Origin of the sequence: Erwinia oleae (genome assembly GCF_000770305.1) — a bacterium.
Taxonomy (GTDB): domain Bacteria; phylum Pseudomonadota; class Gammaproteobacteria; order Enterobacterales; family Enterobacteriaceae; genus Erwinia; species Erwinia oleae.
Map to the genome: position 1 here is coordinate 43,753 of NZ_JNVB01000004.1, position 25,865 is coordinate 69,617.

Consider the following 25,865-nt stretch of genomic DNA (forward strand, 5'->3'; position numbering starts at 1 on the left):
CAGACAACGCAATTTTATTTATCTTCCGGGAGGATGTATGGACCTTTATAAAGCTTATCCGCTGCACCGCATCGTCCTTCGACGCATTGCTGTCGCCGTCGTTGGCATTATTGCCCTGCCTGTCATGCTGTTTCGCAGCGATCGAGCGAAGTTTTACAGCTATTTGCATCGCGTATGGAGCAAAACCAGCAGCCAGCCGGTGTGGATGGCACAAACGGAAGCGGCAGGCTGCGATTTTTATTAACAACGCCTTTTCCTGAACGCCCGGAAATATCATCGTTTCCGGGCCGATCGCGTCTCAATCCATATCAAAAAGCGGTGCCTTTTTCTCACCCAGTGAGGCAACGTAGCGCTGCGCATTCAGCTTCATGCTTTTCATTCGCTCCGGCTCGGCCGCGGCGAGATCCTTCTCTTCGCTGACGTCCTTCGTTACGTTATAAAGCAGCGGCGCCGCCAACGGCGCAGGTTTACCGTCTTTCAACGCATTCAGCACGATTTTGTAATCGCCTTCACGCCACGCCATCAGTTCGCCCATATAAAAGTAAGGCACGCTGGTACGCGGAGAGTTCGCATCGCCGAACAGGGCAGGCGAGAGATCGACGCCGTCCAGGTCTTTCTGCGCGTGTTCGGTATGGCTCAGAGACATCAGCGTAGGCAAAATGTCCAGCGTGCTGCCAAGACCACTTTTCACCGCCGGCACAATTTTACCTGGCCATTTAATGATAAACGGCGTGCGCTGACCGCCTTCAAATACGCTACTTTTACCATCACGCAGCGGCACCGCCGAACCGGACAGGCCCCACTTATCAAACGGCAGCCAGGGGCCGTTATCTGAGGTGAATATGACAATGGTGTTCTTATCCAGACCACGTGCTTTTAATGCGTTATTTATCTGACCCACCGACCAGTCAACCTCGGCCATAGCATCGCCATAGCGATTATGTCCTTTGCCAATAAATGCGTCCGAGGTAAAAATGGGTACGTGGTTTTGCGGCCATGCCATATACATAAAAAACGGTTTTTCACTCTGCTCATTAATATAGTCGACGGCTCGCGCAGTAATATCCTGCGTAAAGTCTTTTTGCCGTAGTCCACCGGGAACCTGGTAATCCACATAGCGGCCTTTTTGTCGGTAAGAATCATACAGCGGCACGTCCCAATATTTTTGATCGGGTACGGCCATCTGCTGCATCTGTATTTTTCTTGCACTGGCAAAGGCTTCCGGCGAGGCAGGATTTTTAGCTGACAGCAGCGTTTTAAAATCAGGCGCGGTGGTATGCCATAAATCATTACTGGTCGGAATACCGTACCACTGGTCAAAACCATGGCGCGTTGGCAGGCCGTCCGGCTGTGAGCCTAAATGCCACTTGCCAAACATGATAGTGCGGTAGCCGCCGTCGCGTAGCGACTCCGCGAGGCTGACTTCTTCATCAGGAAAACCATCCGGGTCAGACTCAAAAAAAACCGGCACCGTACTGCCGTACAGGCCGGTTTTGGTCTCGACCCTGCCGGTCAGCAGGGAACCACGGCTTGGGGAGCAAACGGGCGATGCGACATAAAATTGTGTCCAGCGCTGGCCCTCCTTCGCCATCATATCCAGATTTGGCGTGGGCGTTTTTCCACCTTGAGAAGAGATATCCGCCCATCCCATATCATCGGCGAGCATTAAAATAATATTTGGTTGTGAGGCGGAAAAAGCGGCATGACTGAAACCGGAGGCAAGCGCAATACTTACCGCTAATGCGGAAACTAACTGTCTTTTCATCATATCTTCCCTGTTATTTAACGAGCATAAAATCGAAGGCAGTATGTTTATATCTTGCCTGTTTTTATGTGTTGAAGATCACAAAAAAGCAGGCGCGTTTAAATTAACTTTTTTGCTGCGAATAAGTTAGCTTTTTAATTTACTTGCTTATGTTATCTGTAATTAATTATGTGAGGATTCACATTGTCGTTAATAATATTTAACTGGTAAACGTCATGCAGTTAATAAAAACTCTATAAGAAAACGCTTTTTCACAACCTTTACTTTTCACATGCCGCCCCGCCATCAAGCCTTTTGCGCGCAAACTTGTACAACTTTTTGTTTGTTGTATAACTTGGCGTAAGCGTCTACACTGGTCGTACGGTTTAAAAAGGGGGTGGATATGAACAGAAAAATTCCTGTCGGCATCAGTGCCTGTTTGTTGGGTAACAATGTTCGTTTTGACGGCGGCCACAAGCGCTGTGAGTTTGCGTCGGTCGATCTCGCCCCCTTTGTGCGTTATCAGCCTGTCTGCCCGGAAATGGCTATTGGCTTGCCGACGCCGCGTCCGGCGCTGCGCCTGACCGAAAATGCCGCGGGCACAGTCGAACTCTGTTTCAGCAATGGTCAGGGCGAGCCGATCACTGAAGAGATGCGCAGCTTCTCGGATAAAGTCATCGCCAATATGCATCACCTTTGTGGCTACATTGTTTGTGCGAAATCGCCCAGCTGCGGTATGGAACGCGTGCGTATTTATCAACAGGACAATAACAACAACCGGAAAGAAGGCGTGGGGATCTTCACGCGTCAGCTGATGGAGCAGATGCCCTGGCTGCCGGTTGAAGAAGATGGTCGTCTTCACGATCCGCTTCTGCGTGAAAACTTTGTTGAACGTGTTTACACGCTGCATGAATTCAATGAGATGTGGCGAAGCGGATTGACGCGCGGCAAGCTGATTGCCTTCCACAGCCGTTACAAGCTGTCGCTGTTGGCCCATTCGCAGCCGGATTACCGCTCGCTGGGGCGCTTTGTCGCAAATATCGAAAAATGGGACTCGCTGGAAGCCTTTGCGATGGAATATCGTCAGCGCCTGATGGATCTGCTTAAAAACAACGCGACGCGCGGTAACCATACCAACGTTCTGATGCACGTTCAGGGATATTTTCGTCCGCAGCTTAATACCAAACAGCGTCACGAACTGACGTCGCTGATTGAAAATTATCGTCAGGGAACGCAGCCGTTGCTGGCTCCGATGACGCTGCTTAAACACTATATGTCCGAGTACCCCGACCCGTATCTCTCGCAGCAGCGCTATTTTACGCCCTATCCGGAAGCGCTGCGTCTGCGCTACGGCCATTAACGTAATCAGGGAGTTTCATGGCCACGCATCTGGTTTGGCTGCGCAATGACCTGCGCATTCATGATAACTATGCTCTTCATGCCGCCTGCCGCGATAAAGACGCCACGGTACTGGCGCTGTTTATCGCCACCCCGCAACAGTGGGCGGCGCACGACATGGCGCCACGGCAGGCCAGGTTTATCTTTTGCAGCGTGCAGGATGTACGGCAGTCGCTGGCTGAAAAGGGCATTGCGCTGCACGCCATTGAGTGCGAAGACTATACAGCTTCCGTTGCACGACTAACGGAATTCTGTCAGCAGCACAGCGTTGATCGCCTGTTTTACAACTATCAATATGAAGTTAACGAACGCAAGCGCGATGCCGCAGCCGAGCGGGCACTGTTTGATATTGATGTTATTTCGCAGGGTTTTGACGACAGCGTGCTGTTGCCGCCGGGCAGCGTACTGACCGGTAACCGCGAAATGTACAAAGTGTTTACGCCCTTCAGTCGTGCGTTTGTGAAGCGCCTGCATGAAGGGCTGCCTGAATGCGTTCCGGCGCCTGCCGTGCGTCACGGCGCGCCATTAAACGAAATGCCAGCGCTCGAGCCTTTCGGCTACCCGTTACAGGAAATCGATGAAGAGATGTTTCCGGTGGGTGAAGGGAAAGCGTTACAGCGTTTACGCGCCTTTTGTCAGGCACCGGTCACCGACTATCCTCAGGCGCGCAACGCCCCTTCAGTAAATGGCACCAGTCGCGTCTCGGCCTACCTCACCGTTGGCGTGCTCTCGCCACGTCAGTGTTTGCATCGGTTATTAAGAGAACATCCGCATGCGTTGGTAGACAGCAAAATTTTTAGCTGGCTTAACGAGCTCATCTGGCGGGAATTTTACCGTCATTTGCTGGTGGCTTTTCCCGACCTGTGTCGGCATAAACCCTTTATTGACTGGACGAGAAAGATTCAGTGGCGGCAGAACGATGCGCATCTCAAGGCCTGGCAGGCGGGGAAAACCGGTTATCCCATTGTGGACGCTGCTATGCGCCACTTAAACGCACGTGGCTGGATGCACAACAGATTACGTATGATCACCGCCAGTTTTTTAATCAAGGATCTGCTGATCGACTGGCGCATCGGCGAGCGCTATTTTATGACCCAGCTTATTGATGGCGACCTGGCGTCTAATAACGGTGGCTGGCAGTGGGCCGCATCAACCGGCACCGACTCCGCTCCCTATTTCCGCATCTTTAATCCCACCACGCAGGGCGAACGTTTCGACAAAGACGGTCACTTTATTCGCCAGTGGTTGCCGGAACTGCAAGACGTGCCTGATAAATACATTCATCAGCCCGGCGAATGGGCAGAAAAAAAAGGTATCACGCTGGATTATCCTGCGCCGATTGTCGATCATAAAGCAGCGCGCAGGCAAACGCTTGACGCCTTTGAGGCCGCACGACAATCGCAAACCAGGAATATTTATGCGTAATACCGAGCTTGAAAATCTTGTTAATCAGCAACTTGCTACCGCCAGCTTTAATGATTACGCGCCAAACGGGCTTCAGGTTGAAGGCCGTAGTGATATCAAAAAAATCGTTACCGGCGTGACCGCCTGTCAGGCGCTGCTGGATGAAGCGGTGCGTCTGGAGGCCGATGCGGTACTGGTGCATCACGGCTACTTCTGGAAGAGTGAATCGCCGGTGATCAAGGGCATGAAGCGCAACCGCCTGAAAACGCTGCTGGCCAATGACATCAACCTGTTTGGCTGGCACCTGCCATTGGATGCGCACCCGGAACTGGGCAATAACGCGCAGTTAGCAAAGCTGCTGGGCATTGATGTGCAGGGACATATTGAACAACTGCTGCCCTGGGGCGAACTTCGCGAACCGTTAACAGGCAGCGCGCTGGCGGCGCGCATCGCTTCCGTACTGGGTCGCGAATCGCTGCACTGCGGCGATAACGCGCCTGAAACAATCCGCCGTATTGCCTGGTGTAGCGGCGGCGGGCAGGGATTCATTGACGCTGCCGCCGCACACGGCGTGGATGCGTTTATTACCGGCGAAGTTTCGGAGCAGACTATTCACAGCGCTCGCGAGCAGGGCCTGCATTTTTTTGCTGCCGGGCACCACGCCACCGAACGCGCAGGTATCCGGTCGCTGGGCGACTGGCTTGCCGATGTGCACGCTCTTGACGTTACCTTTATCGACATCCCCAACCCCGCCTGATCTTCAATGGGCGGCACAGCGCCGCCCGCAGCATGTATTGACACGTCCCCCACATTTCCGCATAACTATTTGCCAAAAGTCGCTACAGGCCTGCTCATCTGGCCCGAAGGAGAAGTATTTTGCAACGAGCACGTTGTTACCTGCTAGGCGAACGCGCTGTGGTGCTTGAGCTGGAACCCCCCGTTTCGCTCAGCAGCCAGCAGCGGATCTGGGGATTATCCGACCAGTTAAAAGACAGACCGGAAGTGGTGGAAGTGGTTCCTGGAATGAATAACATCACGGTGATACTCAGCGATCCGCAGAGTACGGCGCTGGATGCCATTGAATGGTTGCAAACCTGGTGGGAAAAGAGCAGCTCGCTGGAGGTCGCTTCACGTCAGGTTGAAATCCCGGTGATTTACGGTCTGGAGGCCGGGCCGGATCTGGCCGAGGTGGCGCAGCACAGCGGCCTTACGCCCGCGCAGGTGGTGGAAGCCCATGCCGCCAGCCAATACGTCGTCTTTTTTATCGGCTTTCAGCCAGGTTTCCCCTATATGGCCGGGCTGGATGCGCGTCTTCATACGCCGCGTCGCGCTGAGCCACGCATCCAGGTACCCGCCGGTTCAGTGGGCATTGGCGGCAGCCAGACCGGCGTCTATCCGCTGTCCGCGCCCGGCGGCTGGCAGCTGATTGGCCGTACCGATATCAAATTATTTAATCCGGCACATCAGCCGCCAACGTATTTGCGGCCCGGCGACAGCGTGCGCTTTGTTCCGCAGAAGGAGGGCATATGCTGAAGATCCTACGTGCCGGCATGAGCACCACGCTTCAGGATCGCGGACGCACCGGCTGGCGACAATTCGGCGTGGGGCCGGGCGGCGTGCTGGATCAGCCCGCCATGGAAACGGCGAACATGCTGGTCGGCAATGCCCGAAACAGCGCGGTGCTGGAAATCACGCTGGGGCAGTTCAGCGCTGAATTTGGCCGCGACGGCTGGATTGCGCTGACCGGCGCCGGTTGCCATGCCGATGTTGATGGCGACCCGGTGTGGACCGGCTGGCGCACACCGGTTCGGCGCGGGCAGCGGCTGACGCTGAAGATGCCGACGCGCGGCATGCGCAGCTACCTGGCGCTGGACGGCGGGTTTGCCATCGAGCCGGTGCTTGGCTCATGCAGTACCGACGCGAAAGCCGGTTTTGGCGGCTTCAAAGGCCGTAAAATTGAGGACGGTGACAGCCTGCCGCTGGCGGCGCCTGCACATCATTTCACCGAACCGGCAGGCGTGCGACAGTTATTGTTTGGCAATCGCGTGCGCGCGCTGGCGGGGCCGGAATATCATGAATTCAGCGAAGCCAGCCGCGAGGCGTTCTGGCGGACGTCATGGAAGCTCAATCCGCAGAGCAACCGGATGGGTTACCGCCTTCAGGGACGGCCTCTGGAGCGCGTCCAGGATCGGGAGATGCTGTCGCACGGCCTGCTGCCCGGCGTGGTGCAGGTGCCGCCGAACGGCCAGCCAATCGTACTGATGGCGGATGCGCAAACCACCGGCGGCTATCCGCGCATCGCCTGCGTCATTGAAGCCGATCTTTATCATCTTGCCCAAATTCGTCTGGGCGAACCGATTCATTTTGTTCACTGCACGCTGGACGAGGCGCTGAAGGCGAAGCGCGAACGTGAACGCGCGCTTGAGCAGATGGCATGGGGGTTAGAACATGAAAGTTGATCTTAATGCCGATCTCGGCGAAGGCTGCGCCAACGATCGCGCGCTGCTTCAGCTTGTCACCTCAGCCAATATCGCCTGCGGCTTTCACGCCGGCGATGCCGACACCATGCTCCAGAGCGTACGCTGGGCGCTGGAGTTTGGCGTGGCGGTAGGCGCACATCCCAGCTTCCCCGACCGGGAAAACTTCGGTCGTACCAAAATGCAGCTTCCCACGGAAACCGTTTACGCGCAGGTGGTGTATCAAACCGGCGCGCTGAAGGCGCTGGTGGAGAGTGAAAACGGGCGGCTGGTGCACGTCAAGCCGCACGGCATGCTTTATAACCAGTCCGCGCAGGAACCCGCGCTGGCAGAGGCGATCGCCCGTGCGGTGAAAGCGGTCGATCCCGCGTTAACCCTGGTGGGACTGGCGAACAGTGAATCGATCCGGGCCGCGCGCCACATCGGCCTCGCCACGCGTGAGGAGGTGTTCGCCGATCGCGGCTATCAGGCCGACGGCTCGCTGGTCCCGCGATCGCAGCCCGGCGCGCTGGTGGAAAGCGACGAGCAGGCGATTGCGCAGACGCTGAACATGATCCAGCAGCAGCGCGTGCAGAGCCTGAGCGGCGAATGGGTGAACGTGCGCGCCGATACCGTTTGTTTACACGGCGACGGCGCGCATGCGCTGGCATTCGCCACAAAGCTTCGGCAGGCCTTCAGCCAACATAATATAAACGTGACCAGTCAGTAAAATTCGCTGGCACCTGAAGCGCCGTAAAAACCGATTTATTAACATTTGAACATCAGGAGATGAAATGGAAAGTGCAGTTAACCTCTGGCCGCTGGCCGGGATCGTGGCTATCGTAATTGGATTCTTGTTACGGTTTAACCCGGTACTGGTGGTGATTGTCGCCGGACTGATCACCGGTCTGGCGGCAAAAATGCCGATTGGCGATATTCTCGAAAAGCTTGGTTCCGGCTTTCTCAATACCCGCAATCTTCCGCTGATCCTGTTGCTGCCGCTTGCCGTTATCGGCCTGCTTGAGCGGCACGGCCTGAAAGAGCGCGCGCAGGCATGGATTGCGCAGATCAAAACCGCCACGGCGGGCCGACTGCTGATCGTCTACCTGTTCGTGCGCGAAGCAACCGCCGCGATGGGGCTGACCAGCCTCGGCGGCCATCCGCAGATGGTACGTCCGCTGCTGGCGCCCATGGCCGAAGGCGCAACGGAAAATCGCTACGGCGAGCTGCCGCCTGAAGTGCGTCACCGGTTGCGCGCCATGTCGGCGGCAACGGACAACGTCGGGCTGTTTTTCGGCGAGGACATCTTTGTCGCCTTCGGCGCAATTATCTTTATGCACAACTTTATGCAGGAGTCGGCAGGCATCCAGACCGAACCCCTGCATATTGCCGTCTGGGGCATCCCAACGGCCGTGTGTGCCTTTGTGATCCACGCGGTGCGCCTGGGTCGTCTGGACAAAAAGCTTGCCGCTGAGCTTTCCGCGTTGAATGCCAGCGCGTTGAAGTCGAAGGGAGATCGCTAATGGTCCAGCAACAATATCTTTACTGGCTGGCGGGTGCGATCCTGCTGGTGGTAGCAGTGATGTCCTGGCGCGACAAGGCAAACCCGCGTCGTCTGACTACCGGCCTGTTCTGGGCGCTCTACGGCCTTGTCTTTTTGATTGGCGACTGGACGGCAACCTTTTTTGCTACCCGCACGCTACATATCCTGACCGGCGCGATCGTGGTGGTGATGGCACTGATCGCTGGCCTTGGCGGCGTAAAGCTCGGTTCATATCACCAGCGCAGCCAGGCGCAACGTAGTGAAAGCGCGCAGAGGCTGCGCAACCGTCTGTTCCTGCCTGCGCTGGCAATCCCGGTCGTCACGGTCATTGGCGTGCTGACGTTTAATAACGTTCCGGGTTTGCAGGAGCGGGTATTTGGCGCGGGCAATCACTCCACGTTAATTACGCTCTTTTCGATGATGCTGGGCTGCGTGGCGGGCTGGCTGATCGCACTGAAAATGACGCGGGAAAGCCCGGCGCAGTCGGTGCAGGAAGCACGGCGCCTGCTTGATGCTATCGGCTGGGCATTTATTCTGCCGCAAATTCTGGCCACGCTCGGGCTGCTGTTTACCACGGCGGGCGTTGGCACGGCGATTTCTCATCTCACCGAAACTTACCTGGCGGTAGACAACAAATTTGTCGCCGTGGCGACGTATACGATCGGCATGGCGCTGCTGACGATGGTGATGGGCAATGCCTTTGCGGCGTTTCCGATTGTCACTGCGGGCGTGGGTATTCCCATTCTGGTGTTGCAGCATCACGGCAACCCGGCGGTGATGGCGGCTATCGGCATGTTTTCTGGCTACTGCGGCACGTTAATGACGCCAATGGCCGCTAACTTTAACATCGTACCGGCTGCGCTGCTGGAGTTGCCGGATCGCAACGCGGTGATTAAGGCTCAGGTGCCAACCGGCGTGCTATTGTTAATTGCCAACGTGTTTTTACTCTATTTCCTGATGTTCCTGTGAGGCTGCAATGAAAACGGTTCTGATTACCGCCTTTGAGCCTTTTGGCGGCGAGCGGATTAACCCCTCCTGGGAGGCGGTAAGTACCCTGAACGATCGCATGCTGGCTGGCGCGCGCGTGGTGGCGAAAGAACTGCCGTGCGTTTTCGGCGAGTCGCTGGAGGTGTTAAAAGCAGCGCTTGATGAGTTGAAACCCGATCTGGTTATTGCGGTGGGGCAGGCGGGCGGGCGTACCGATATCACCGTTGAACGCGTGGCGATCAACGTTGACGACGCGCGTATTGCGGATAACGCCGGCAACCAGCCCATTGATGAGGCCATTATTGCCAAAGGCCCGGCCGCGTATTTTTCCACGCTGCCGATTAAAGCGATCGTTGACGGTATCCGTGAGGCGGGCATTCCCGCCACGGTATCGCAAACGGCGGGCACCTTCGTCTGCAACCATGTGATGTATGGCCTGCTGCACTTTTTATCGAAATCCCGACGAAAAGTGCGCGGCGGCTTTATTCATATTCCTTATCTGCCGGAGCAGGCGGTACATCATCCGGGTATGCCCAGTATGCCCGCGCAAACGGTGACCCTGGCGCTTGAGATGGCGCTGAGTATTGCGTTGAGAGTTGAAGAGGATATTCGCCTTGAGGGCGGAGCGACACACTAACGCGGAAGGAAATAAGGCATGCCGGAAGGGCCGGAGATCCGTCGTGCGGCGGACAAGCTGGAAAAGGCGATCAAAGGGAAAACGCTCACCGAGGTCTGGTTTGCCTTCCCCGCGCTGAAAAATTACGAGGCCTCGCTGCTGGGCGAGCAGGTTGATGCGATAGAAACGCGCGGCAAAGCCATTCTGACGCATTTCTCAAATGGCCTGACGCTCTACAGCCATAACCAGCTTTACGGCGTATGGCGGGTGGTTAACAGCGGTAAACAACCGGAATCGAATCGCATACTGCGCGTTAAATTAGCTGCCGCGGACAACACCATTCTGCTTTACAGCGCCTCGGACATCGACATGCTGGATCGCGACGCGCTGGCGGCGCATCCGTTCCTGCTGCGGGTAGGGCCGGACGTGCTGGATATGTCGCTGACGGTGGAGCAGGTGGCGGAGCGGTTGCTCTCTCCGCGCTTTCGTCGACGACAGTTCAGTGGACTGCTGCTCGATCAGGCTTTTCTTGCCGGGCTGGGTAACTACCTGCGGGTGGAAATCCTGTGGCAGGCGGGGCTGGCTGCGCGGCATCGTGCGATGGATCTCACGCCAGAGCAGGTGGAGCAACTGGCCGGTGCGCTGCTGAGGATACCGCGTCTTTCTTATCAGACACGCGGCAGGGTAAATGATAAGAAACATCACGGCGCGCTGTTCAGCTTCAGGGTTTTTCACCGTCAGGGTAAGCCCTGCGAGCGCTGCGGCGGAATAATTGAGAAAACGACGCTTTCGTCACGCCCTTTTTACTGGTGTCCGGGCTGCCAGAAATAATCTTTCGGGGCATTATTTAATACCCGAGCGCGCAACAGTGATAAAAAAAGGGCCGTTCATTTCTGAACGGCCCTGCTTAACCTCAAACATTTATTTGAGCGCGGATTTAAAATCGCGCTGATCGTAACCAGTATAAAGCTGGCGAGGACGCGCGATTTTAACGCCGTCGTCGTGCATCTCTTTCCAGTGAGCAATCCAGCCTACGGTACGCGCCATTGCGAAGATCACCGTGAACATGGAGGAAGGAATGCCCATCGCTTTCAGGATCAGCCCTGAATAGAAATCGACGTTTGGATAAAGTTTACGTTCAATAAAGTAGGGGTCATTCAGCGCGATGTTTTCCAGTTCCATCGCCACTTCCAGCAGGTCGTCCTTCATGCCGAGTTCATTCAGCACTTCATGGCAGGTTTCACGCATTACCGTGGCGCGCGGATCGTAGTTCTTGTACACGCGATGGCCGAAGCCCATCAGACGGAAGGAGTCGTTCTTGTCCTTGGCGCGCTTCAGGAATTCAGGAATATGTTCAACGGAGCTGATCTCTTCCAGCATACGCAGACAGGCCTCGTTCGCCCCGCCGTGCGCCGGTCCCCACAGAGAAGCGATACCGGCCGCAATACAGGCAAACGGGTTGGCGCCTGAGGAGCCGGCGGTGCGTACGGTAGAGGTTGACGCGTTCTGCTCGTGATCGGCGTGCAGGATCAGAATACGATCCATCGCGCGCTCCAGCACCGGGTTCACCACGTACTCTTCGCAAGGCGTGGAAAACATCATATTGAGGAAATTACCGGCGTAGGAAAGATCGTTACGTGGATAGACAAAGGGCTGACCAATCGAATATTTATAACACATTGCCGCCACGGTCGGCATTTTCGACAGCAGGCGGAACGCGGCGATTTCGCGGTGGCGTTCAATGTTAACATCCATCGCATCATGATAAAACGCAGCCAGCGCACCGACCACGCCGCACATCACCGCCATTGGGTGCGAGTCGCGACGAAAACCGCGGAACAGATGGTGGATCTGCTCATGGATCATGGTGTGGCGGGTCACGATGGTTTTGAATTCTTCATACTGCTCTTTGGTCGGCGCTTCGCCGTTCAGCAGGATGTAACAGACTTCAAGATAGTTAGAGTTGACTGCCAACTGATCGATAGGAAAACCACGATGCAGCAGAATGCCTTCGTCACCGTCAATATAGGTGATTTTTGATTCGCAGGATGCCGTAGAGGTGAAGCCCGGATCAAACGTGAAGTAGCCCTTCGAACCCAGGTTACGGACATCAATCTCTTCCTCGCCCAGCGTGCCTTTAAGCACATTGAGTTCGATAGGAGCTTCGCCTTCAAGCGTTAGCGTTGCTTTTTTATCAGCCATTTACAGTCTCCTTAGCGCCTTATCTATGAACCTTTGACACCTGAAAAGCGATTATGTCCGTGCCGACGCTGACCCCGTGGCATCTTTTTATGTGCAGGGTACAGAGTCAATGGCGCGTGCGGGCCGGTGGGCACAATGTGGCTGCGTTTCGCGGTTGTTAAAGATCCGGTCTGGTCATAACTTATGAGTAACCTTTACCTGATACTTTCTGCTTATTTCTTATCAATGTTACATAACTTGTGCTTAGGGGAAAGTGTATCCCCATAACTTTTGTGCATTACAGAACTTTTGAGCGTCAGTTTGTAACAGGAATGTTGAACTTTTGTCAAATCAGATAATTAAATTTGTATGAATTGTGAAAAACGTGAAGGCGATCACTGTTCCACCTAAATGTTTCCAAAGTGTTTGTAGGGGAATTGTAATGAGAATGTGATCCCCCTATACTTCGGCCAGGTCTCCGGTATACCTGCTGTAGGAGCCACCCAGCGTTATATACGCGTCGTTTTTGACACTGGACGTTGCAGTTTTGGTGCCTGGCGCAGTGCTTTACTTAACGCTGATTGACCCGTCCTCAGGACCGGAGGAAGCAAAATAAGAAAGGCTGTGTGGGCAAAACCGTGAAAAAACAAAGACCTGTCAACTTGGATCTCTCAACGATCCGGTTTCCCGTTACTGCAATAGCGTCTATTCTCCACCGCGTCTCCGGCGTGATTACTTTGGTGGCCGTCGGCATTCTGCTCTGGTTACTGGATCTGTCACTCTCTTCTCCTGATGGTTTTCTTCAGGCATCCGCCATTATGGGCAGCCTCTTCGTGAAATTTATCCTCTGGGGCATTATGACCGCGCTGGCTTTTCATATTGTCGGCGGCATTCGCCATATGATGATGGATTTCGGCTACCTGGCAGAAACGCTGGAGGTGGGCAAGAGCTCAGCCTGGGCAAGCTTTGGTATCACCGTCGTGCTTTCAATTCTGGCTGGAGTTCTCGTATGGTAAGCAATGCTTCATCACTGGGTCGCAATGGCGTACACGACTGGCTGCTGCTGCGTGCGGCGGCGATTATTATTGCGCTTTATGTGATTTATATTCTTGGTTTTTTTGTGGTGTCGGACACGCTGACCTTTGAGACCTGGCACGCTTTTTTCGCCTCGACCACCACGAAAGTTTTCACACTTCTGACGCTGTTCTCCATTCTGGTACACGGCTGGATCGGAATGTGGCAGGTGCAGACAGATTATATTAAATCGCTGGCGCTGCGGCTGACGCTGCAACTCGTGGTGATTGTTGCGCTGTTGGTGTATGCAATTTATGGAACTGTCGTTGTGTGGGGTGCGTAATGAAATTGCCAGTCAGAGAGTTTGACGCCGTTGTGGTCGGCGCCGGTGGTGCAGGCATGCGTGCCGCGCTGCAAATTTCCCAATCGGGCCAGACCTGCGCCCTGTTATCAAAAGTTTTTCCAACCCGTTCCCATACCGTCTCCGCACAGGGCGGCATTACCGTTGCGCTGGGCAATACCCATGAGGACAACTGGGAATGGCATATGTACGACACGGTAAAAGGCTCCGATTATATCGGTGACCAGGACGCCATTGAATATATGTGTAAAACCGGCCCGGAAGCGATTCTGGAGCTTGAACACATGGGGCTGCCGTTTTCCCGTCTTGATGACGGCCGCATTTACCAGCGTCCGTTTGGCGGCCAGTCGAAGAATTTCGGCGGCGAGCAGGCGGCGCGTACCGCAGCGGCGGCTGACCGTACCGGTCATGCTCTGCTGCACACGCTCTATCAGCAGAACCTGAAAAACAAAACCACGATTTTTTCTGAATGGTATGCGCTGGATCTGGTAAAAAACGCCGACGGCGCGGTAGTGGGCTGCACCGCGATTAATATTGAAGATGGCGAAGTCGTTTATTTTAAAGCGAAAGCAACGGTATTAGCCACCGGCGGCGCGGGCCGTATTTATCAGTCCACCACCAACGCGCATATCAATACCGGCGACGGCGTGGGTATGGCGCTGCGTGCGGGCGTGCCGGTGCAGGACATGGAGATGTGGCAGTTTCACCCGACCGGCATCGCCGGGGCAGGCGTACTGGTGACCGAAGGCTGTCGCGGAGAAGGCGGCTACCTGCTCAACACGCACGGCGAACGCTTCATGGAGCGTTATGCGCCCAATGCAAAAGATCTGGCGGGCCGCGACGTGGTGGCACGTTCAATGATGATCGAAATCCGCGAAGGCCGCGGCTGTGAAGGTCCGTGGGGGCCGCACATCAAGCTGAAGCTGGACCATTTAGGCAAAGACGTGCTGGAAGCGCGCCTGCCCGGCATCCTTGAGCTGTCGCGCACGTTTGCGCACGTCGATCCGGTCAAAGAGCCGATTCCGGTTATTCCAACCTGTCACTATATGATGGGCGGCATTCCTACCCGCGTGACCGGTCAGGCATTGACGCTGAACGAACAGGGTGAGGATGTCGTGGTGTCGGGCCTGTTTGCGGTTGGCGAAATCGCCTGCGTATCGGTACACGGCTCCAACCGGCTTGGCGGCAACTCGCTGCTCGACCTGGTGGTGTTTGGCCGCGCGGCGGGCCTGCATTTGCAGGAGTCTATTCAGCAGCAGGGCGAACTGCGCGACGCCACGGACGAAGAGATTGATGCCGCGCTGGCGCGCCTGAACCGCTGGAATAACAACACCACCGGCGAAGATCCCGCCGAGTTGCGTAAAGCGCTGCAAACCTGCATGCAGAACAACTTCTCGGTATTCCGTGAAGGCGACGCGATGGCAAAAGGTCTTGAAGAGCTGAAAGTGCTGCGCGAGCGGCTGAAAAGCGCGCGTCTGGACGATCGTTCTGCCGATTTCAATACCCAGCGTATTGAGTGCCTGGAGCTGGATAACCTGATGGAAACGGCCTTTGCGACGGCGGTGGCGGCGAACTATCGCACCGAAAGCCGCGGCGCGCACAGCCGCTTCGATTACCCTGACCGTGATGATGCAAACTGGCTGTGCCACAGCGTGTACCTGCCGCAGAGCGAAAGCATGACGCGCCGTGAAGTGAACATGGCACCGAAACTGCGCGCGGCGTTCCCGCCGAAAGCACGTACCTACTAGTTTGCGGAGAGAAGACGATGAGACTCGAATTTTCAATTTATCGTTATAACCCGGACGTTGATAACGCGCCGCGTATGCAGGATTACAGCCTGGAATCGGAAGAAGGGCGCGACATGATGCTGCTGGACGCGCTGATCCGCCTGAAAGAGAAAGATCCGACGCTGGCCTTCCGTCGCTCATGCCGTGAAGGCGTCTGCGGTTCCGACGGCATCAACATGAACGGGAAGAATGGCCTGGCCTGTATCACGCCGGTTTCAGCGCTGGGCGGCGGGAAGAAAAAGATTGTGATCCGTCCCCTGCCGGGCCTGCCGGTTATACGTGATCTGGTCGTAGACATGGGGCAGTTCTATACTCAGTATGAGAAGATTAAGCCTTACCTGTTGAATAATGGAGAGAACCCGCCAGCGCGTGAGCACTTACAGGCTCCTGAACAGCGTGAAAAGCTGGATGGTCTGTACGAATGTATTCTTTGCGCTTGTTGTTCAACCTCCTGTCCGTCTTTCTGGTGGAACCCGGACAAGTTCATCGGCCCGGCGGGGCTGCTGGCAGCCTACCGCTTCCTGATTGACAGTCGTGATACGGAAACCAACGCGCGACTGGACAATCTGAACGATGCTTTCAGCGTATTCCGCTGTCACAGCATTATGAACTGTGTGAGCGTGTGTCCCAAAGGGCTCAACCCGACGCGCGCCATTGGTCATATTAAATCGATGCTGTTGCAAAGAAGCGCATAACGAAACGTCGCCGGGAACCTCAGGTTCCCGGTGTTTCAGGAAGCCTTTCAAAGCCGCCGACGACGGTTTTAAAAGGTTCCCTTACGGGCCAGAGTACGCTCGTACTGATGAACTTTCAGGCCGTGTCTCGCTCATGACACGACCGGGGGCAAGCCGCCTGTGCGGCGCGGGGCCTGCGAAGGCTCCATTACACAATCACGGCGAAAGAAAGCAAAATTGCTTAAGGGATCACAATGCAGAACAGCGCGATGAAGCCCTGGCTGGACTCTTCCTGGCTGGCCGGCGCGAACCAGACCTACATAGAGCAACTCTATGAGGACTATCTAACCGATCCTGACTCTGTTGATGTTGCCTGGAAATCGCTGTTTCAGCAGCTTCCGGGGAATGGGGTTAGACCTGAACAATTCCACTCGACCACCCGCGAATATTTTAAACGCCTGGCAAAAGACGCCACGCGCTACACCGCCTCCGTCAGCGATCCCGATACCAACGCGAAACAGGTTAAAGTTCTCCAGTTAATTAACGCCTTCCGTTTTCGTGGTCATCAGCAGGCTAATCTCGACCCGCTGGGGTTATGGAAACAGGATGACGTGCCCGATCTCAACCCGGCCTTTCACGATCTGACCGAGACGGACTTCCAGGAAACCTTTAACGTTGGTTCTTTTGCCTTTGGCAGAGACACCATGAAGCTGGCCGATCTGTTTTCGCTTCTGCAACAGACCTACTGCGGTTCCATTGGTGCGGAATATATGCACATCACCAATACCGAAGAGAAACGCTGGATCCAGCAGCGCATCGAATCGGTGGCGGGGCAGGCTTCTTTCTCTTCTGAAGAGAAAAAGGGGTTCCTGAAACAGCTCACCGCAGCCGAAGGTCTTGAGCGCTATCTGGGCGCCAAATTCCCCGGCGCCAAACGCTTCTCGCTTGAGGGCGGCGACGCGCTGGTGCCGATGCTGAACGAGATGATCCGCCACGCCGGCAAAAGCGGCACCCGTGAAGTGGTGCTGGGCATGGCGCACCGTGGTCGTCTGAACGTGCTGATTAACGTGCTGGGCAAAAAGCCGCAGGATCTGTTCGACGAATTCTCCGGCAAACACAAAGAGCACCTCGGCACCGGCGACGTGAAGTACCATATGGGCTTCTCGTCGGACGTTGAAACCGAAGGCGGCATGGTGCACCTGGCGCTGGCGTTTAACCCGTCGCACCTTGAAATCGTCAGCCCGGTGGTGATGGGCTCAGTGCGTGCGCGTCTCGATCGTCTTGACGAGCCAAGCAGCAACAAAGTGCTGCCGATCACCATTCATGGCGACGCGGCAGTCACCGGTCAGGGTGTGGTGCAGGAAACGCTGAACATGTCGCAGGCGCGCGGCTATGAGGTGGGCGGTACGGTACGTATCGTTATTAATAACCAGATTGGTTTCACCACCTCCAACCCGAAAGATGCCCGCTCGACGCAGTACTGCACCGATATCGGCAAAATGGTGCTGGCGCCGATTTTCCACGTCAACGCTGACGATCCGGAAGCGGTGGCATTCGTCACGCGCCTGGCGCTCGACTTCCGTAACACCTTCAAGCGCGACGTCTTTATCGATCTGGTGTGCTACCGCCGCCACGGCCATAACGAGGCCGATGAGCCGAGCGCCACCCAGCCGGTGATGTACCAGAAGATCAAGAAGCAGCCAACGCCGCGTAAAATCTACGCCGATCGCCTGGAGCAGGAAAAAGTGGCTACCCTCGAAGACGCTACCGAAATGGTCAACCTGTATCGCGATGCGCTGGACGCCGGTGAATGCGTGGTGCCGGAGTGGCGTCCGATGAGCCTGCACTCCTTTACCTGGTCGCCGTATCTGAACCACGAGTGGGATGAAAGCTATCCCTCCACGCTGGAGTACAAACGGCTTCAGGATCTGGCAAAGCGCATCAGCACCGTGCCGGAACAGATTGAAATGCAGTCGCGCGTGGCGAAAATCTACGGCGACCGTGCGGAAATGGCCGCAGGCAACAAACCGTTTGACTGGGGCGCAGCCGAAAACCTCGCCTATGCCACGCTGGTCGATGAAGGCATTCCTGTGCGCCTGTCCGGTGAGGACATGGGCCGCGGCACCTTTTTCCACCGCCACGCGGTGATCCACAATCAGGCGAATGGTTCCACCTGGACGCCGCTGCAACATGTGCACAACGGTCAGGGCAGTTTCCGCGTGTGGGACTCCGTGCTCTCTGAAGAAGCGGTATTGGCATTCGAATATGGCTACGCCACGGCAGAGCCGCGCACGCTGACCATCTGGGAAGCGCAGTTCGGCGATTTCGCCAACGGCGCGCAGGTGGTGATTGACCAGTTCATCAGCTCTGGCGAGCAGAAATGGGGCCGCATGTGCGGTCTGGTGATGCTGCTGCCGCACGGCTACGAAGGGCAGGGGCCGGAGCACTCCTCTGCGCGTCTGGAGCGCTACCTGCAACTCTGCGCCGAGCAGAATATGCAGGTTTGCGTGCCGTCCACGCCCGCGCAGGTTTACCACATGCTGCGTCGTCAGGCGCTGCGCGGTATGCGTCGTCCACTGATTGTCATGTCGCCAAAATCGCTGCTGCGTCATCCTCTGGCTATCTCTTCCCTGGAAGAAATGGCTAACGGCGGCTTCCAGCCTGCCATCGGTGAGGTGGACGATCTTGATCCGAAAGGCATCAAGCGCGTGGTGCTCTGCTCGGGCAAGGTGTACTACGATCTGCTGGAAAAACGCCGTAAGAATGAGCAGACCGATGTGGCGATTGTGCGTATCGAACAGCTCTATCCATTCCCGCACAAAGCGGTTCAGGATGCGCTTCAGCCTTATTCGCACGTGCATGATTTTGTCTGGTGCCAGGAAGAACCGCTCAATCAGGGCGCCTGGTATTGCAGTCAGCACCACTTCCGCGAAGCCGTTCCGTTTGGGGCTTCATTACGTTATGCCGGCCGTCCTGCTTCGGCCTCGCCGGCAGTTGGCTATATGTCCGTACACCAGCAGCAGCAGCAAGATCTGGTTAATGACGCGCTGAACGTTAATTAATTAAAGGAAAAATAATGAGTAGCGTAGATATCCTCGTTCCCGACCTGCCTGAATCCGTTGCCGATGCCACCGTGGCGACCTGGCACAAAAAACCGGGCGACGCTGTGCAGCGCGATGAAGTGCTGGTTGAGATTGAAACTGATAAAGTCGTACTGGAAGTGCCTGCATCCGCCGACGGCGTACTGGAAGCGATTCTCGAAGACGAAGGCGCAACCGTGACTTCCCGCCAGGCGCTGGGCCGCCTGAAAGAGGGCAACAGCGGCGGTAAAGAGAGTTCCGCTAAGCCTGAAGCGCAGCAGGCAACGCCTGCACAGCGCCAGAGCGCCTCGCTCAGTGATGACGAAAGCAATGACGCGCTCACGCCGGCGATCCGCCGTCTGATCGCCGAGCACAGCCTCGATCCGGCCGCCATCAAAGGCACGGGCGTCGGCGGCCGTCTGACCCGTGAAGACGTCGAGAAACATCTGGCCTCTGGCTCACAGGCTAAAGCGCCTGAAGCGAAAGCGCCGGAAACGAAAGCGCCTGGGGCCGCGCCTGCGCTGGCCGGCCGTAGCGAGAAACGCGTGCCGATGACCCGTCTGCGCAAGCGTGTGGCCGAGCGTCTGCTGGAAGCGAAAAACAGCACCGCCATGCTGACGACCTTCAACGAAGTCAATATGCAGCCGATCATGAGCCTGCGTAAACAGTACGGCGAAGCGTTTGAAAAACGTCATGGCGTGCGCCTGGGCTTCATGTCTTTCTACCTGAAAGCGGTAGTGGAAGCGCTGAAACGCTTCCCGGAAGTAAATGCGTCTATTGATGGCGACGACGTGGTTTATCACAACTACTTTGACGTCAGCATCGCGGTTTCCACACCGCGCGGTCTGGTGACGCCGGTACTGAAAGACGTCGACGCGCTGGGCATGGCCGATATCGAGAAGAAAATCAAAGAGCTGGCGATCAAAGGCCGCGACGGTAAACTCACCGTTGACGAGCTGACCGGCGGCAACTTTACCATTACCAACGGCGGCGTATTTGGCTCGCTGATGTCCACACCGATTATCAATCCACCACAAAGCGCGATCCTCGGTATGCACGCGATCAAAGATCGTCCCATGGCGGTAAATGGTCAGGTGGTGATCCAACCGATGATGTATCTGGCGCTCTCCTACGATCACCGTCTGATCGATGGCAAAGAATCAGTGAGCTTCCTGGTGGCGATAAAAGATCTGCTGGAAGATCCGTCCCGCCTGCTGCTGGACGTTTAACCCTGCGGGCGTGGCCTGATGCTGCGCCCGATCCTATGTATGGCCGACGCGTTTAACTCGGCTGAGTCTTTTCCGACCTGGATGGATTATCAACATGAACTTACATGAATATCAGGCAAAGCAGCTTTTTGCGCGGTATGGCCTGGCGGCGCCAACCGGTTATGCCTGCACGACGCCACGCGAAGCTGAAGAGGCTGCCTCAAAAATTGGCGCCGGTCCGTGGGTAGTGAAATGTCAGGTTCATGCCGGAGGCCGCGGTAAAGCGGGCGGCGTGAAAGTGGTTAAGAGTAAAGAAGAGATCCGCGCTTTTGCTGAACAGTGGCTGGGCAAACGTCTGACCACCTACCAGACCGATGCCAACGGCCAGCCGGTGCACCAGATCCTGGTGGAAGCGGCCACCGATATCGATCAGGAGCTGTACCTTGGCGCGGTGGTCGATCGCGGCACGCGTCGCGTGGTGTTTATGGCCTCGACCGAAGGCGGCGTGGAAATTGAAAAAGTGGCGGAAGAGACGCCGCACCTGATCCACAAAATGGCGCTCGATCCGTTAACCGGTCCGCAGCCTTATCAGGGCCGCGAACTGGCTTTCAAACTGGGCCTGAGCGGCAAGCAGATTGGTCAGTTCACCAAGATCTTCATGGGGCTGGCAACGCTGTTCCTTGAGCGCGATCTGGCGCTGGTCGAAATCAACCCGTTGGTGATCACCAAACAGGGCGATCTGGTTTGTCTCGATGGCAAGCTGGGCGCAGACGGCAACGCGCTGTTCCGCCAGCCTGAACTGCGCGAAATGCGCGATCCAAGCCAGGAAGATTCCCGCGAAGCGCACGCCGCGCAGTGGGAACTGAACTACGTTGCGCTGGAAGGCAACATCGGCTGCATGGTTAACGGCGCCGGCCTGGCGATGGGCACCATGGATATCGTCAAGCTGAGCGGCGGCCAGCCTGCAAACTTCCTTGACGTTGGCGGCGGCGCAACGAAAGAGCGCGTGACCGAAGCCTTCAAAATTATCCTCTCGGATGACGCGGTAAAAGCGGTATTCGTTAACATCTTCGGCGGTATTGTACGCTGTGACCTGATCGCTGACGGTATCATCGGCGCGGTAGAAGAAGTGGGCGTCAACGTGCCGGTGGTGGTGCGTTTGGAAGGAAATAACGCCGAGCTGGGTGCGCAGAAACTGGCGGACAGCGGTTTAAATATTATTGCAGCAACCAGCCTGAGCGACGCGGCGCAGCGCGTTGTTGCCGCAGCGGAGGGTAAATAATGTCCATTTTGATCGATAAAAACACCAGAGTAATCTGCCAGGGCTTTACCGGCGGACAGGGAACCTTTCATTCAGAACAGGCGCTGGCTTACGGTACGCAGCTGGTTGGCGGCGTAACGCCCGGCAAGGGCGGCACCGAGCACCTCGGCCTGCCGGTTTTCAATACCGTGCGCGAAGCCGTGGAAGCCACGGGCGCTACCGCGTCGGTGATCTACGTTCCTGCGCCGTTCTGTAAAGACGGCATTCTGGAAGCGATCGAAGCCGGTATCAAACTGATCATCACCATTACCGAAGGCATTCCAACGCTGGACATGCTCACGGTAAAAGTGAAGCTGGATGAAGCCGGCGTGCGCATGATCGGCCCGAACTGTCCGGGCGTGATCACGCCGGGCGAGTGCAAAATCGGCATCATGCCTGGTCACATTCACAAACCCGGCCGCATCGGTATTGTTTCCCGTTCTGGCACACTGACCTACGAAGCCGTAAAGCAGACTACCGACATCGGCTACGGCCAGTCAACCTGCGTGGGCATCGGCGGCGACCCGATTCCGGGCTCTAACTTTATTGATATCCTGACGCTGTTTCAGGACGATCCGCAGACTGAAGCTATCGTGATGATCGGCGAAATCGGGGGCAGCGCGGAAGAAGAAGCTGCCGCCTTTATCAAAGAGCACGTCACCAAGCCGGTTGTAGGTTACATCGCCGGTGTGACCGCGCCGAAAGGCAAGCGTATGGGTCATGCCGGCGCGATCATCGCGGGCGGAAAGGGCACGGCGGACGAGAAATTCGCTGCGCTGGAAGCGGCCGGGGTGAAAACGGTTCGTAGCCTTGCTGACATTGGCGACGCGGTTAAAGCAGTCTTACCTCAATAAAAATCTGTGTCTGAGATTTTGCTGGCCGCCTTCGGGCGGCCTTTTTTTTGCCCTTGTTGCGCCAGCAACCTGATAAGAGACAATAGTTAAATTAACGCCCTATTTAGCAGCTTATTAAATCAATTATATTTACCTTTAACACAATATGATAACAATGTGCGGCGTTGCCCTGTTTCACCGCATTGCCATCTCAATTCATATCATTAAATAAAGGTGCTCAGGTGTCGAACAGGGGGAGAATTCGTGGTTTTTAGCTAAATTGTTCTATATCAAAAAAGCGGCTTTTCCTGATTTGAGCAATGTTTGATCCAGGTAAAAAATTAGCACTCGTAACTCAAAAATGTGTTTTCTCCCCGGCAATTAACGGCGTAGAATAACCCCGAAATTCATCCGGTTTTTATTACTAACTTGTTAAATTTAAACGTTCTGAAAGAAGTTTTTTCTCTTTCTATTAACGTATATGCAGCATTTTCAGGTTACTGACGATGACAGCAGCGTTTTTCTGCGGCTGCGTCGAAATCTTCGTGTGAGGAGCAAGGAGTCAAGATGTTTGATATTGTCGAACTGTCGCGCTTACAGTTTGCTCTGACGGCGATGTACCATTTCCTTTTTGTCCCGTTAACGCTGGGTATGGCGTTTCTGCTGGCCATTATGGAAACGGTTTATGTCCTGTCAGGCAAACAAATATATAAAGATATGACTAAGTTCTGGGGCAAGTTATTCGGTATTAACTTTGCTCTGGGCGTGGCGACCGGCCTGACCATGGAATTCCAGTTTGGAACCAACTGGTCTTATTACTCGCACTACGTGGGTGATATTTTCGGCGCGCCGCTGGCGATAGAAGGGCTGATGGCCTTCTTCCTTGAATCCACCTTTGTCGGCCTGTTTTTCTTCGGCTGGGATCGTCTGAGTAAAGTGCAGCACATGGCCGTGACCTGGCTGGTTGCATTGGGTTCGAACCTCTCCGCACTGTGGATTCTGGTGGCGAACGGCTGGATGCAGAACCCGGTAGCCTCCGACTTCAACTTCGAAACCATGCGCATGGAAATGGTCAGCTTCAGCGAACTGATTTTCAACCCGGTTGCGCAGGTTAAATTCGTGCATACCGTGGCGGCGGGTTATACCTGTGGTGCCATGTTCATACTGGGCATCAGCGCTTACTATCTGCTGCGCGGACGCGACAAGGCGTTTGCTAAACGCTCATTCGCTATCGCGGCCAGCTTCGGTATGGCCTCCATCCTTTCCGTTATCGTGCTGGGCGACGAGTCCGGCTATGAGATCGGCGACGTGCAAAAAACCAAACTGGCCGCTATCGAAGCCGAATGGGAAACGCAACCTGCGCCAGCCGCCTTCACGCTGTTTGGCATCCCCGATCAGGACACGCAGGAAAACAAATACGCCATTCAGATCCCGTGGGCGCTCGGCCTGATTGCCACGCGTTCGGTAGATAAGCAGGTGACCGGCCTGAAAGAGCTGATGGGCCAGCACGAAGTCCGTATTCGTAACGGGATGAAAGCGTACAGCCTGCTTGAGCAACTGCGCTCCGGCAGTAAAGATCCGTCCGTACGCGATGCGTTCAACGACGTGAAAAAAGACCTGGGCTATGGCCTGCTGTTAAAGCGCTACACGCCGAACGTCGCCGATGCCAGCGAAGCGCAAATCAAGCAGGCAACGAAAGATTCCATTCCTCGTGTCGCGCCACTCTACTTCTCCTTCCGTATCATGGTGGGTTCTGGCGTGTTAATGCTGCTGATTATCGGCTGCGCGTTCTGGAGCGTGCTGCGTAATCGCATCGGTAAGAGCACCTTCCTGCTGAAATGCGCGCTGTATGGCATTCCTCTGCCGTGGATCGCCATTGAGTCAGGCTGGTTCGTGGCCGAATATGGCCGTCAGCCCTGGGCAATCGGTGAAGTCCTGCCGACCGCCGTCGCGAACTCCACCCTGACGGTGGGCGATCTGCTGTTCTCGATGATCCTGATCTGCGGTTTGTATACGATGTTCCTGGTGGTTGAAATGTACCTGATGTTCAAATTTGCGCGCCTCGGACCAAGCAGCCTGAAAACCGGCCGCTATCACTATGAACAATCCACTATCACCACCCACACAGGAGCTATTCAATGATCACCTATGAACTGCTGCGATTCGTCTGGTGGGTACTGATTGGCGTGTTGCTGATTGGCTTCGCCGTTGCCGACGGATTTGATATGGGCGTAGGTATGCTTTCCCGCATTATGGGCCGCACCGACACCGAACGCCGTATCATGATCAACAGTATCGCCCCGCACTGGGACGGAAACCAGGTCTGGCTGATCACCGCAGGCGGCGCGCTCTTTGCCGCCTGGCCGATGGTTTATGCGGCCGCGTTTTCCGGCTTTTACGTCGCGATGATTTTAGTGCTGGCCTCGCTGTTCTTCCGCCCGGTGGGGTTTGACTACCGTTCGAAGATTGAAGATCTGCGCTGGCGTCGCACCTGGGACTGGGGCATTTTTATCGGCAGTTTCGTTCCGCCGCTGGTGATTGGCGTGGCCTTCGGCAACCTGCTTCAGGGCGTACCGTTTCATGCCGATGAGTACCTCCGTCTGACCTACACCGGCAACTTCTTCCAGCTGCTCAATCCGTTTGCCCTGCTGGCAGGTATCGTCAGCCTGACCATGATCTTATGTCAGGGCGCGACCTATTTGCAGATGCGCACCGTTGGCGAACTGCACCTTCGCTCACGTGCGGCGGCGCAGATCTCCGCGCTGGTGATGATGGTTTGCTTTATTCTGGCAGGCGTTTGGGTGATGCACGGTATTGATGGCTACGTGGTGAATTCCGTTCTGGATCATAACGCGGCGTCAAATCCACTGGCGAAAGAAGTATCGCGCGAGGCGGGCGCCTGGCTGGTGAACTTTAATCGTATGCCGGTGCTGTGGACGATCCCTGCGCTGGGCGTGGTGCTGCCGCTGCTCACCGTCCTTTGCTCACGTCTGGAGAAGGGCGCCCTGGCGTTTCTCTTCTCTTCCCTGACGCTGGCCTGCGTGATCCTGACGGCGGGCGTGGCGATGTTCCCGTTCATCATGCCTTCCAGCACGGTGCCGAACCTGAGCCTGACCATGTGGGATGCCACATCCAGCCTGCTGACGCTGAAAATCATGACCGTGGCGGCCATCATATTTGTGCCGATCATCCTGGGGTATACAACCTGGTGTTACTACAAAATGTTCGGTCGCCTGACCAAAGAGCAGATTGAGAGCAACACCCATTCACTTTACTGAT

The 25,865-nt window shown here is 55.8% G+C and carries 23 protein-coding genes; 21 read left to right on the forward strand and 2 right to left on the reverse strand.

The window, feature by feature from the left end; translation table 11 throughout:
- Positions 1-37 precede the first annotated feature (37 nt).
- Positions 38-244 carry a YbfA family protein gene (locus tag GS12_RS02315; RefSeq protein ID WP_034943542.1) on the forward strand — a complete coding sequence of 69 codons (207 nt, stop codon included), beginning with the start codon at positions 38-40 and terminating at the stop codon, positions 242-244.
- Between the two features lie 54 nt (positions 245-298).
- On the opposite strand, the gene GS12_RS02320 is transcribed toward GS12_RS02315, so the two are convergent.
- A complete protein-coding gene (locus tag GS12_RS02320; protein ID WP_052118335.1) occupies positions 299-1,765 on the reverse strand; it encodes a sulfatase-like hydrolase/transferase in 1,467 nt (488 codons plus the stop codon).
- Positions 1,766-2,147: 382 nt separating this feature from the next.
- Between GS12_RS02320 and GS12_RS02325 the strand changes: the two genes are divergently transcribed.
- The 10 genes from GS12_RS02325 to nei all read left to right on the forward strand — a co-directional run bounded on the left by GS12_RS02325 (position 2,148) and on the right by nei (position 10,979).
- Positions 2,148-3,104, forward strand: a complete 957-nt coding sequence (locus GS12_RS02325) for a YbgA family protein (protein ID WP_034943545.1) — start codon at positions 2,148-2,150, stop codon at positions 3,102-3,104.
- Between the two features lie 17 nt (positions 3,105-3,121).
- The gene (gene phrB / locus GS12_RS02330) at positions 3,122-4,567 is read left to right on the forward strand and encodes a deoxyribodipyrimidine photo-lyase (RefSeq protein WP_034943547.1); all 1,446 of its coding nucleotides are present in this window, start codon (positions 3,122-3,124) and stop codon (positions 4,565-4,567) included.
- On the forward strand, positions 4,560-5,303 hold the full coding sequence (locus GS12_RS02335; RefSeq protein ID WP_034943549.1) for a type 2 GTP cyclohydrolase I: 744 nt from the start codon (positions 4,560-4,562) through the stop codon (positions 5,301-5,303). The genes phrB and GS12_RS02335 overlap by 8 nt, the downstream gene beginning before the upstream one ends.
- A 119-nt stretch (positions 5,304-5,422) precedes the next feature.
- Complete coding sequence (pxpB, locus tag GS12_RS02340) at positions 5,423-6,079, forward strand: 5-oxoprolinase subunit PxpB (RefSeq protein WP_034913397.1); 657 nt, start codon at positions 5,423-5,425, stop codon at positions 6,077-6,079.
- A complete protein-coding gene (pxpC, locus tag GS12_RS02345) occupies positions 6,073-7,005 on the forward strand; it encodes a 5-oxoprolinase subunit PxpC (RefSeq protein ID WP_034943551.1) in 933 nt (310 codons plus the stop codon). Before pxpB ends, pxpC begins: the two co-directional genes overlap by 7 nt.
- Positions 6,995-7,732, forward strand: coding sequence for a 5-oxoprolinase subunit PxpA (pxpA, locus tag GS12_RS02350; RefSeq protein ID WP_034913403.1), 738 nt, complete (start codon positions 6,995-6,997; stop codon positions 7,730-7,732). Before pxpC ends, pxpA begins: the two co-directional genes overlap by 11 nt.
- Before the next feature lie 64 nt (positions 7,733-7,796).
- Positions 7,797-8,525, forward strand: coding sequence for a DUF969 domain-containing protein (locus GS12_RS02355; protein WP_034943553.1), 729 nt, complete (start codon positions 7,797-7,799; stop codon positions 8,523-8,525).
- On the forward strand, positions 8,525-9,514 hold the full coding sequence (locus GS12_RS02360) for a DUF979 domain-containing protein (protein WP_034943555.1): 990 nt from the start codon (positions 8,525-8,527) through the stop codon (positions 9,512-9,514). The genes GS12_RS02355 and GS12_RS02360 overlap by 1 nt, the downstream gene beginning before the upstream one ends.
- A gap of 7 nt (positions 9,515-9,521) precedes the next feature.
- Positions 9,522-10,169, forward strand: a complete 648-nt coding sequence (gene pcp, locus GS12_RS02365; RefSeq protein ID WP_034913409.1) for a pyroglutamyl-peptidase I — start codon at positions 9,522-9,524, stop codon at positions 10,167-10,169.
- Positions 10,170-10,187: 18 nt separating this feature from the next.
- Positions 10,188-10,979: an endonuclease VIII gene (gene nei, locus GS12_RS02370; RefSeq protein ID WP_034943557.1), complete on the forward strand. Its 792-nt coding sequence runs from the start codon at positions 10,188-10,190 to the stop codon at positions 10,977-10,979.
- 90 nt (positions 10,980-11,069) lie between these two features.
- Here nei and GS12_RS02375 read toward each other — a convergent pair whose 3' ends face one another.
- Complete coding sequence (locus GS12_RS02375) at positions 11,070-12,350, reverse strand: citrate synthase (RefSeq protein WP_034913415.1); 1,281 nt, start codon at positions 12,348-12,350, stop codon at positions 11,070-11,072.
- A 605-nt stretch (positions 12,351-12,955) separates the two neighbouring features.
- Between GS12_RS02375 and sdhC the strand changes: the two genes are divergently transcribed.
- The 10 genes from sdhC to cydB all read left to right on the forward strand — a co-directional run bounded on the left by sdhC (position 12,956) and on the right by cydB (position 25,864).
- Positions 12,956-13,345, forward strand: coding sequence for a succinate dehydrogenase cytochrome b556 subunit (gene sdhC / locus GS12_RS02380; RefSeq protein WP_034943559.1), 390 nt, complete (start codon positions 12,956-12,958; stop codon positions 13,343-13,345).
- Positions 13,339-13,686 (forward strand): succinate dehydrogenase membrane anchor subunit, encoded by a 348-nt coding sequence (gene sdhD, locus GS12_RS02385; RefSeq protein ID WP_034943561.1) that lies wholly within the window; start codon positions 13,339-13,341, stop codon positions 13,684-13,686. The genes sdhC and sdhD overlap by 7 nt, the downstream gene beginning before the upstream one ends.
- Positions 13,686-15,452, forward strand: coding sequence for a succinate dehydrogenase flavoprotein subunit (gene sdhA / locus GS12_RS02390; protein ID WP_034943563.1), 1,767 nt, complete (start codon positions 13,686-13,688; stop codon positions 15,450-15,452). Before sdhD ends, sdhA begins: the two co-directional genes overlap by 1 nt.
- A gap of 17 nt (positions 15,453-15,469) precedes the next feature.
- Complete coding sequence (locus tag GS12_RS02395; RefSeq protein WP_034913424.1) at positions 15,470-16,186, forward strand: succinate dehydrogenase iron-sulfur subunit; 717 nt, start codon at positions 15,470-15,472, stop codon at positions 16,184-16,186.
- Between the two features lie 233 nt (positions 16,187-16,419).
- Positions 16,420-19,227 (forward strand): 2-oxoglutarate dehydrogenase E1 component, encoded by a 2,808-nt coding sequence (sucA, locus tag GS12_RS02400; protein WP_034943565.1) that lies wholly within the window; start codon positions 16,420-16,422, stop codon positions 19,225-19,227.
- A 14-nt stretch (positions 19,228-19,241) separates the two neighbouring features.
- The gene (gene odhB, locus GS12_RS02405; RefSeq protein WP_034943567.1) at positions 19,242-20,474 is read left to right on the forward strand and encodes a 2-oxoglutarate dehydrogenase complex dihydrolipoyllysine-residue succinyltransferase; all 1,233 of its coding nucleotides are present in this window, start codon (positions 19,242-19,244) and stop codon (positions 20,472-20,474) included.
- A 94-nt stretch (positions 20,475-20,568) separates the two neighbouring features.
- On the forward strand, positions 20,569-21,735 hold the full coding sequence (sucC, locus tag GS12_RS02410; RefSeq protein WP_034913430.1) for an ADP-forming succinate--CoA ligase subunit beta: 1,167 nt from the start codon (positions 20,569-20,571) through the stop codon (positions 21,733-21,735).
- Positions 21,735-22,607 (forward strand): succinate--CoA ligase subunit alpha, encoded by an 873-nt coding sequence (sucD, locus tag GS12_RS02415; protein ID WP_034913433.1) that lies wholly within the window; start codon positions 21,735-21,737, stop codon positions 22,605-22,607. The genes sucC and sucD overlap by 1 nt, the downstream gene beginning before the upstream one ends.
- A gap of 546 nt (positions 22,608-23,153) precedes the next feature.
- Positions 23,154-24,728, forward strand: a complete 1,575-nt coding sequence (gene cydA / locus GS12_RS02420; RefSeq protein ID WP_034943569.1) for a cytochrome ubiquinol oxidase subunit I — start codon at positions 23,154-23,156, stop codon at positions 24,726-24,728.
- Positions 24,725-25,864 carry a cytochrome d ubiquinol oxidase subunit II gene (gene cydB, locus GS12_RS02425; RefSeq protein ID WP_034943571.1) on the forward strand — a complete coding sequence of 380 codons (1,140 nt, stop codon included), beginning with the start codon at positions 24,725-24,727 and terminating at the stop codon, positions 25,862-25,864. Before cydA ends, cydB begins: the two co-directional genes overlap by 4 nt.
- The last annotated feature ends 1 nt before the right edge of the window (position 25,865 follow it).

What these genes read in the sequence shown, in the direction of transcription:
- pcp (WP_034913409.1), top strand. Translation starts at nt 9,522, where the DNA reads ATGAAAACGGTTCTGATTACCGCCTTTGAGCCTTTTGGCGGCGAGCGG.
- GS12_RS02315 (WP_034943542.1), top strand. Translation starts at nt 38, where the DNA reads ATGGACCTTTATAAAGCTTATCCGCTGCACCGCATCGTCCTTCGACGC.
- GS12_RS02395 (WP_034913424.1), top strand. Translation starts at nt 15,470, where the DNA reads ATGAGACTCGAATTTTCAATTTATCGTTATAACCCGGACGTTGATAAC.
- cydB (WP_034943571.1), top strand. Translation starts at nt 24,725, where the DNA reads ATGATCACCTATGAACTGCTGCGATTCGTCTGGTGGGTACTGATTGGC.
- GS12_RS02320 (WP_052118335.1), bottom strand. Translation starts at nt 1,765, where the DNA reads ATGAAAAGACAGTTAGTTTCCGCATTAGCGGTAAGTATTGCGCTTGCC.
- sdhD (WP_034943561.1), top strand. Translation starts at nt 13,339, where the DNA reads ATGGTAAGCAATGCTTCATCACTGGGTCGCAATGGCGTACACGACTGG.
- pxpA (WP_034913403.1), top strand. Translation starts at nt 6,995, where the DNA reads ATGAAAGTTGATCTTAATGCCGATCTCGGCGAAGGCTGCGCCAACGAT.
- GS12_RS02360 (WP_034943555.1), top strand. Translation starts at nt 8,525, where the DNA reads ATGGTCCAGCAACAATATCTTTACTGGCTGGCGGGTGCGATCCTGCTG.
- nei (WP_034943557.1), top strand. Translation starts at nt 10,188, where the DNA reads ATGCCGGAAGGGCCGGAGATCCGTCGTGCGGCGGACAAGCTGGAAAAG.
- sucA (WP_034943565.1), top strand. Translation starts at nt 16,420, where the DNA reads ATGCAGAACAGCGCGATGAAGCCCTGGCTGGACTCTTCCTGGCTGGCC.
- phrB (WP_034943547.1), top strand. Translation starts at nt 3,122, where the DNA reads ATGGCCACGCATCTGGTTTGGCTGCGCAATGACCTGCGCATTCATGAT.
- GS12_RS02325 (WP_034943545.1), top strand. Translation starts at nt 2,148, where the DNA reads ATGAACAGAAAAATTCCTGTCGGCATCAGTGCCTGTTTGTTGGGTAAC.
- odhB (WP_034943567.1), top strand. Translation starts at nt 19,242, where the DNA reads ATGAGTAGCGTAGATATCCTCGTTCCCGACCTGCCTGAATCCGTTGCC.
- GS12_RS02355 (WP_034943553.1), top strand. Translation starts at nt 7,797, where the DNA reads ATGGAAAGTGCAGTTAACCTCTGGCCGCTGGCCGGGATCGTGGCTATC.
- sucC (WP_034913430.1), top strand. Translation starts at nt 20,569, where the DNA reads ATGAACTTACATGAATATCAGGCAAAGCAGCTTTTTGCGCGGTATGGC.
- pxpC (WP_034943551.1), top strand. Translation starts at nt 6,073, where the DNA reads ATGCTGAAGATCCTACGTGCCGGCATGAGCACCACGCTTCAGGATCGC.
- sucD (WP_034913433.1), top strand. Translation starts at nt 21,735, where the DNA reads ATGTCCATTTTGATCGATAAAAACACCAGAGTAATCTGCCAGGGCTTT.
- cydA (WP_034943569.1), top strand. Translation starts at nt 23,154, where the DNA reads ATGTTTGATATTGTCGAACTGTCGCGCTTACAGTTTGCTCTGACGGCG.
- GS12_RS02375 (WP_034913415.1), bottom strand. Translation starts at nt 12,350, where the DNA reads ATGGCTGATAAAAAAGCAACGCTAACGCTTGAAGGCGAAGCTCCTATC.
- sdhA (WP_034943563.1), top strand. Translation starts at nt 13,686, where the DNA reads ATGAAATTGCCAGTCAGAGAGTTTGACGCCGTTGTGGTCGGCGCCGGT.
- GS12_RS02335 (WP_034943549.1), top strand. Translation starts at nt 4,560, where the DNA reads ATGCGTAATACCGAGCTTGAAAATCTTGTTAATCAGCAACTTGCTACC.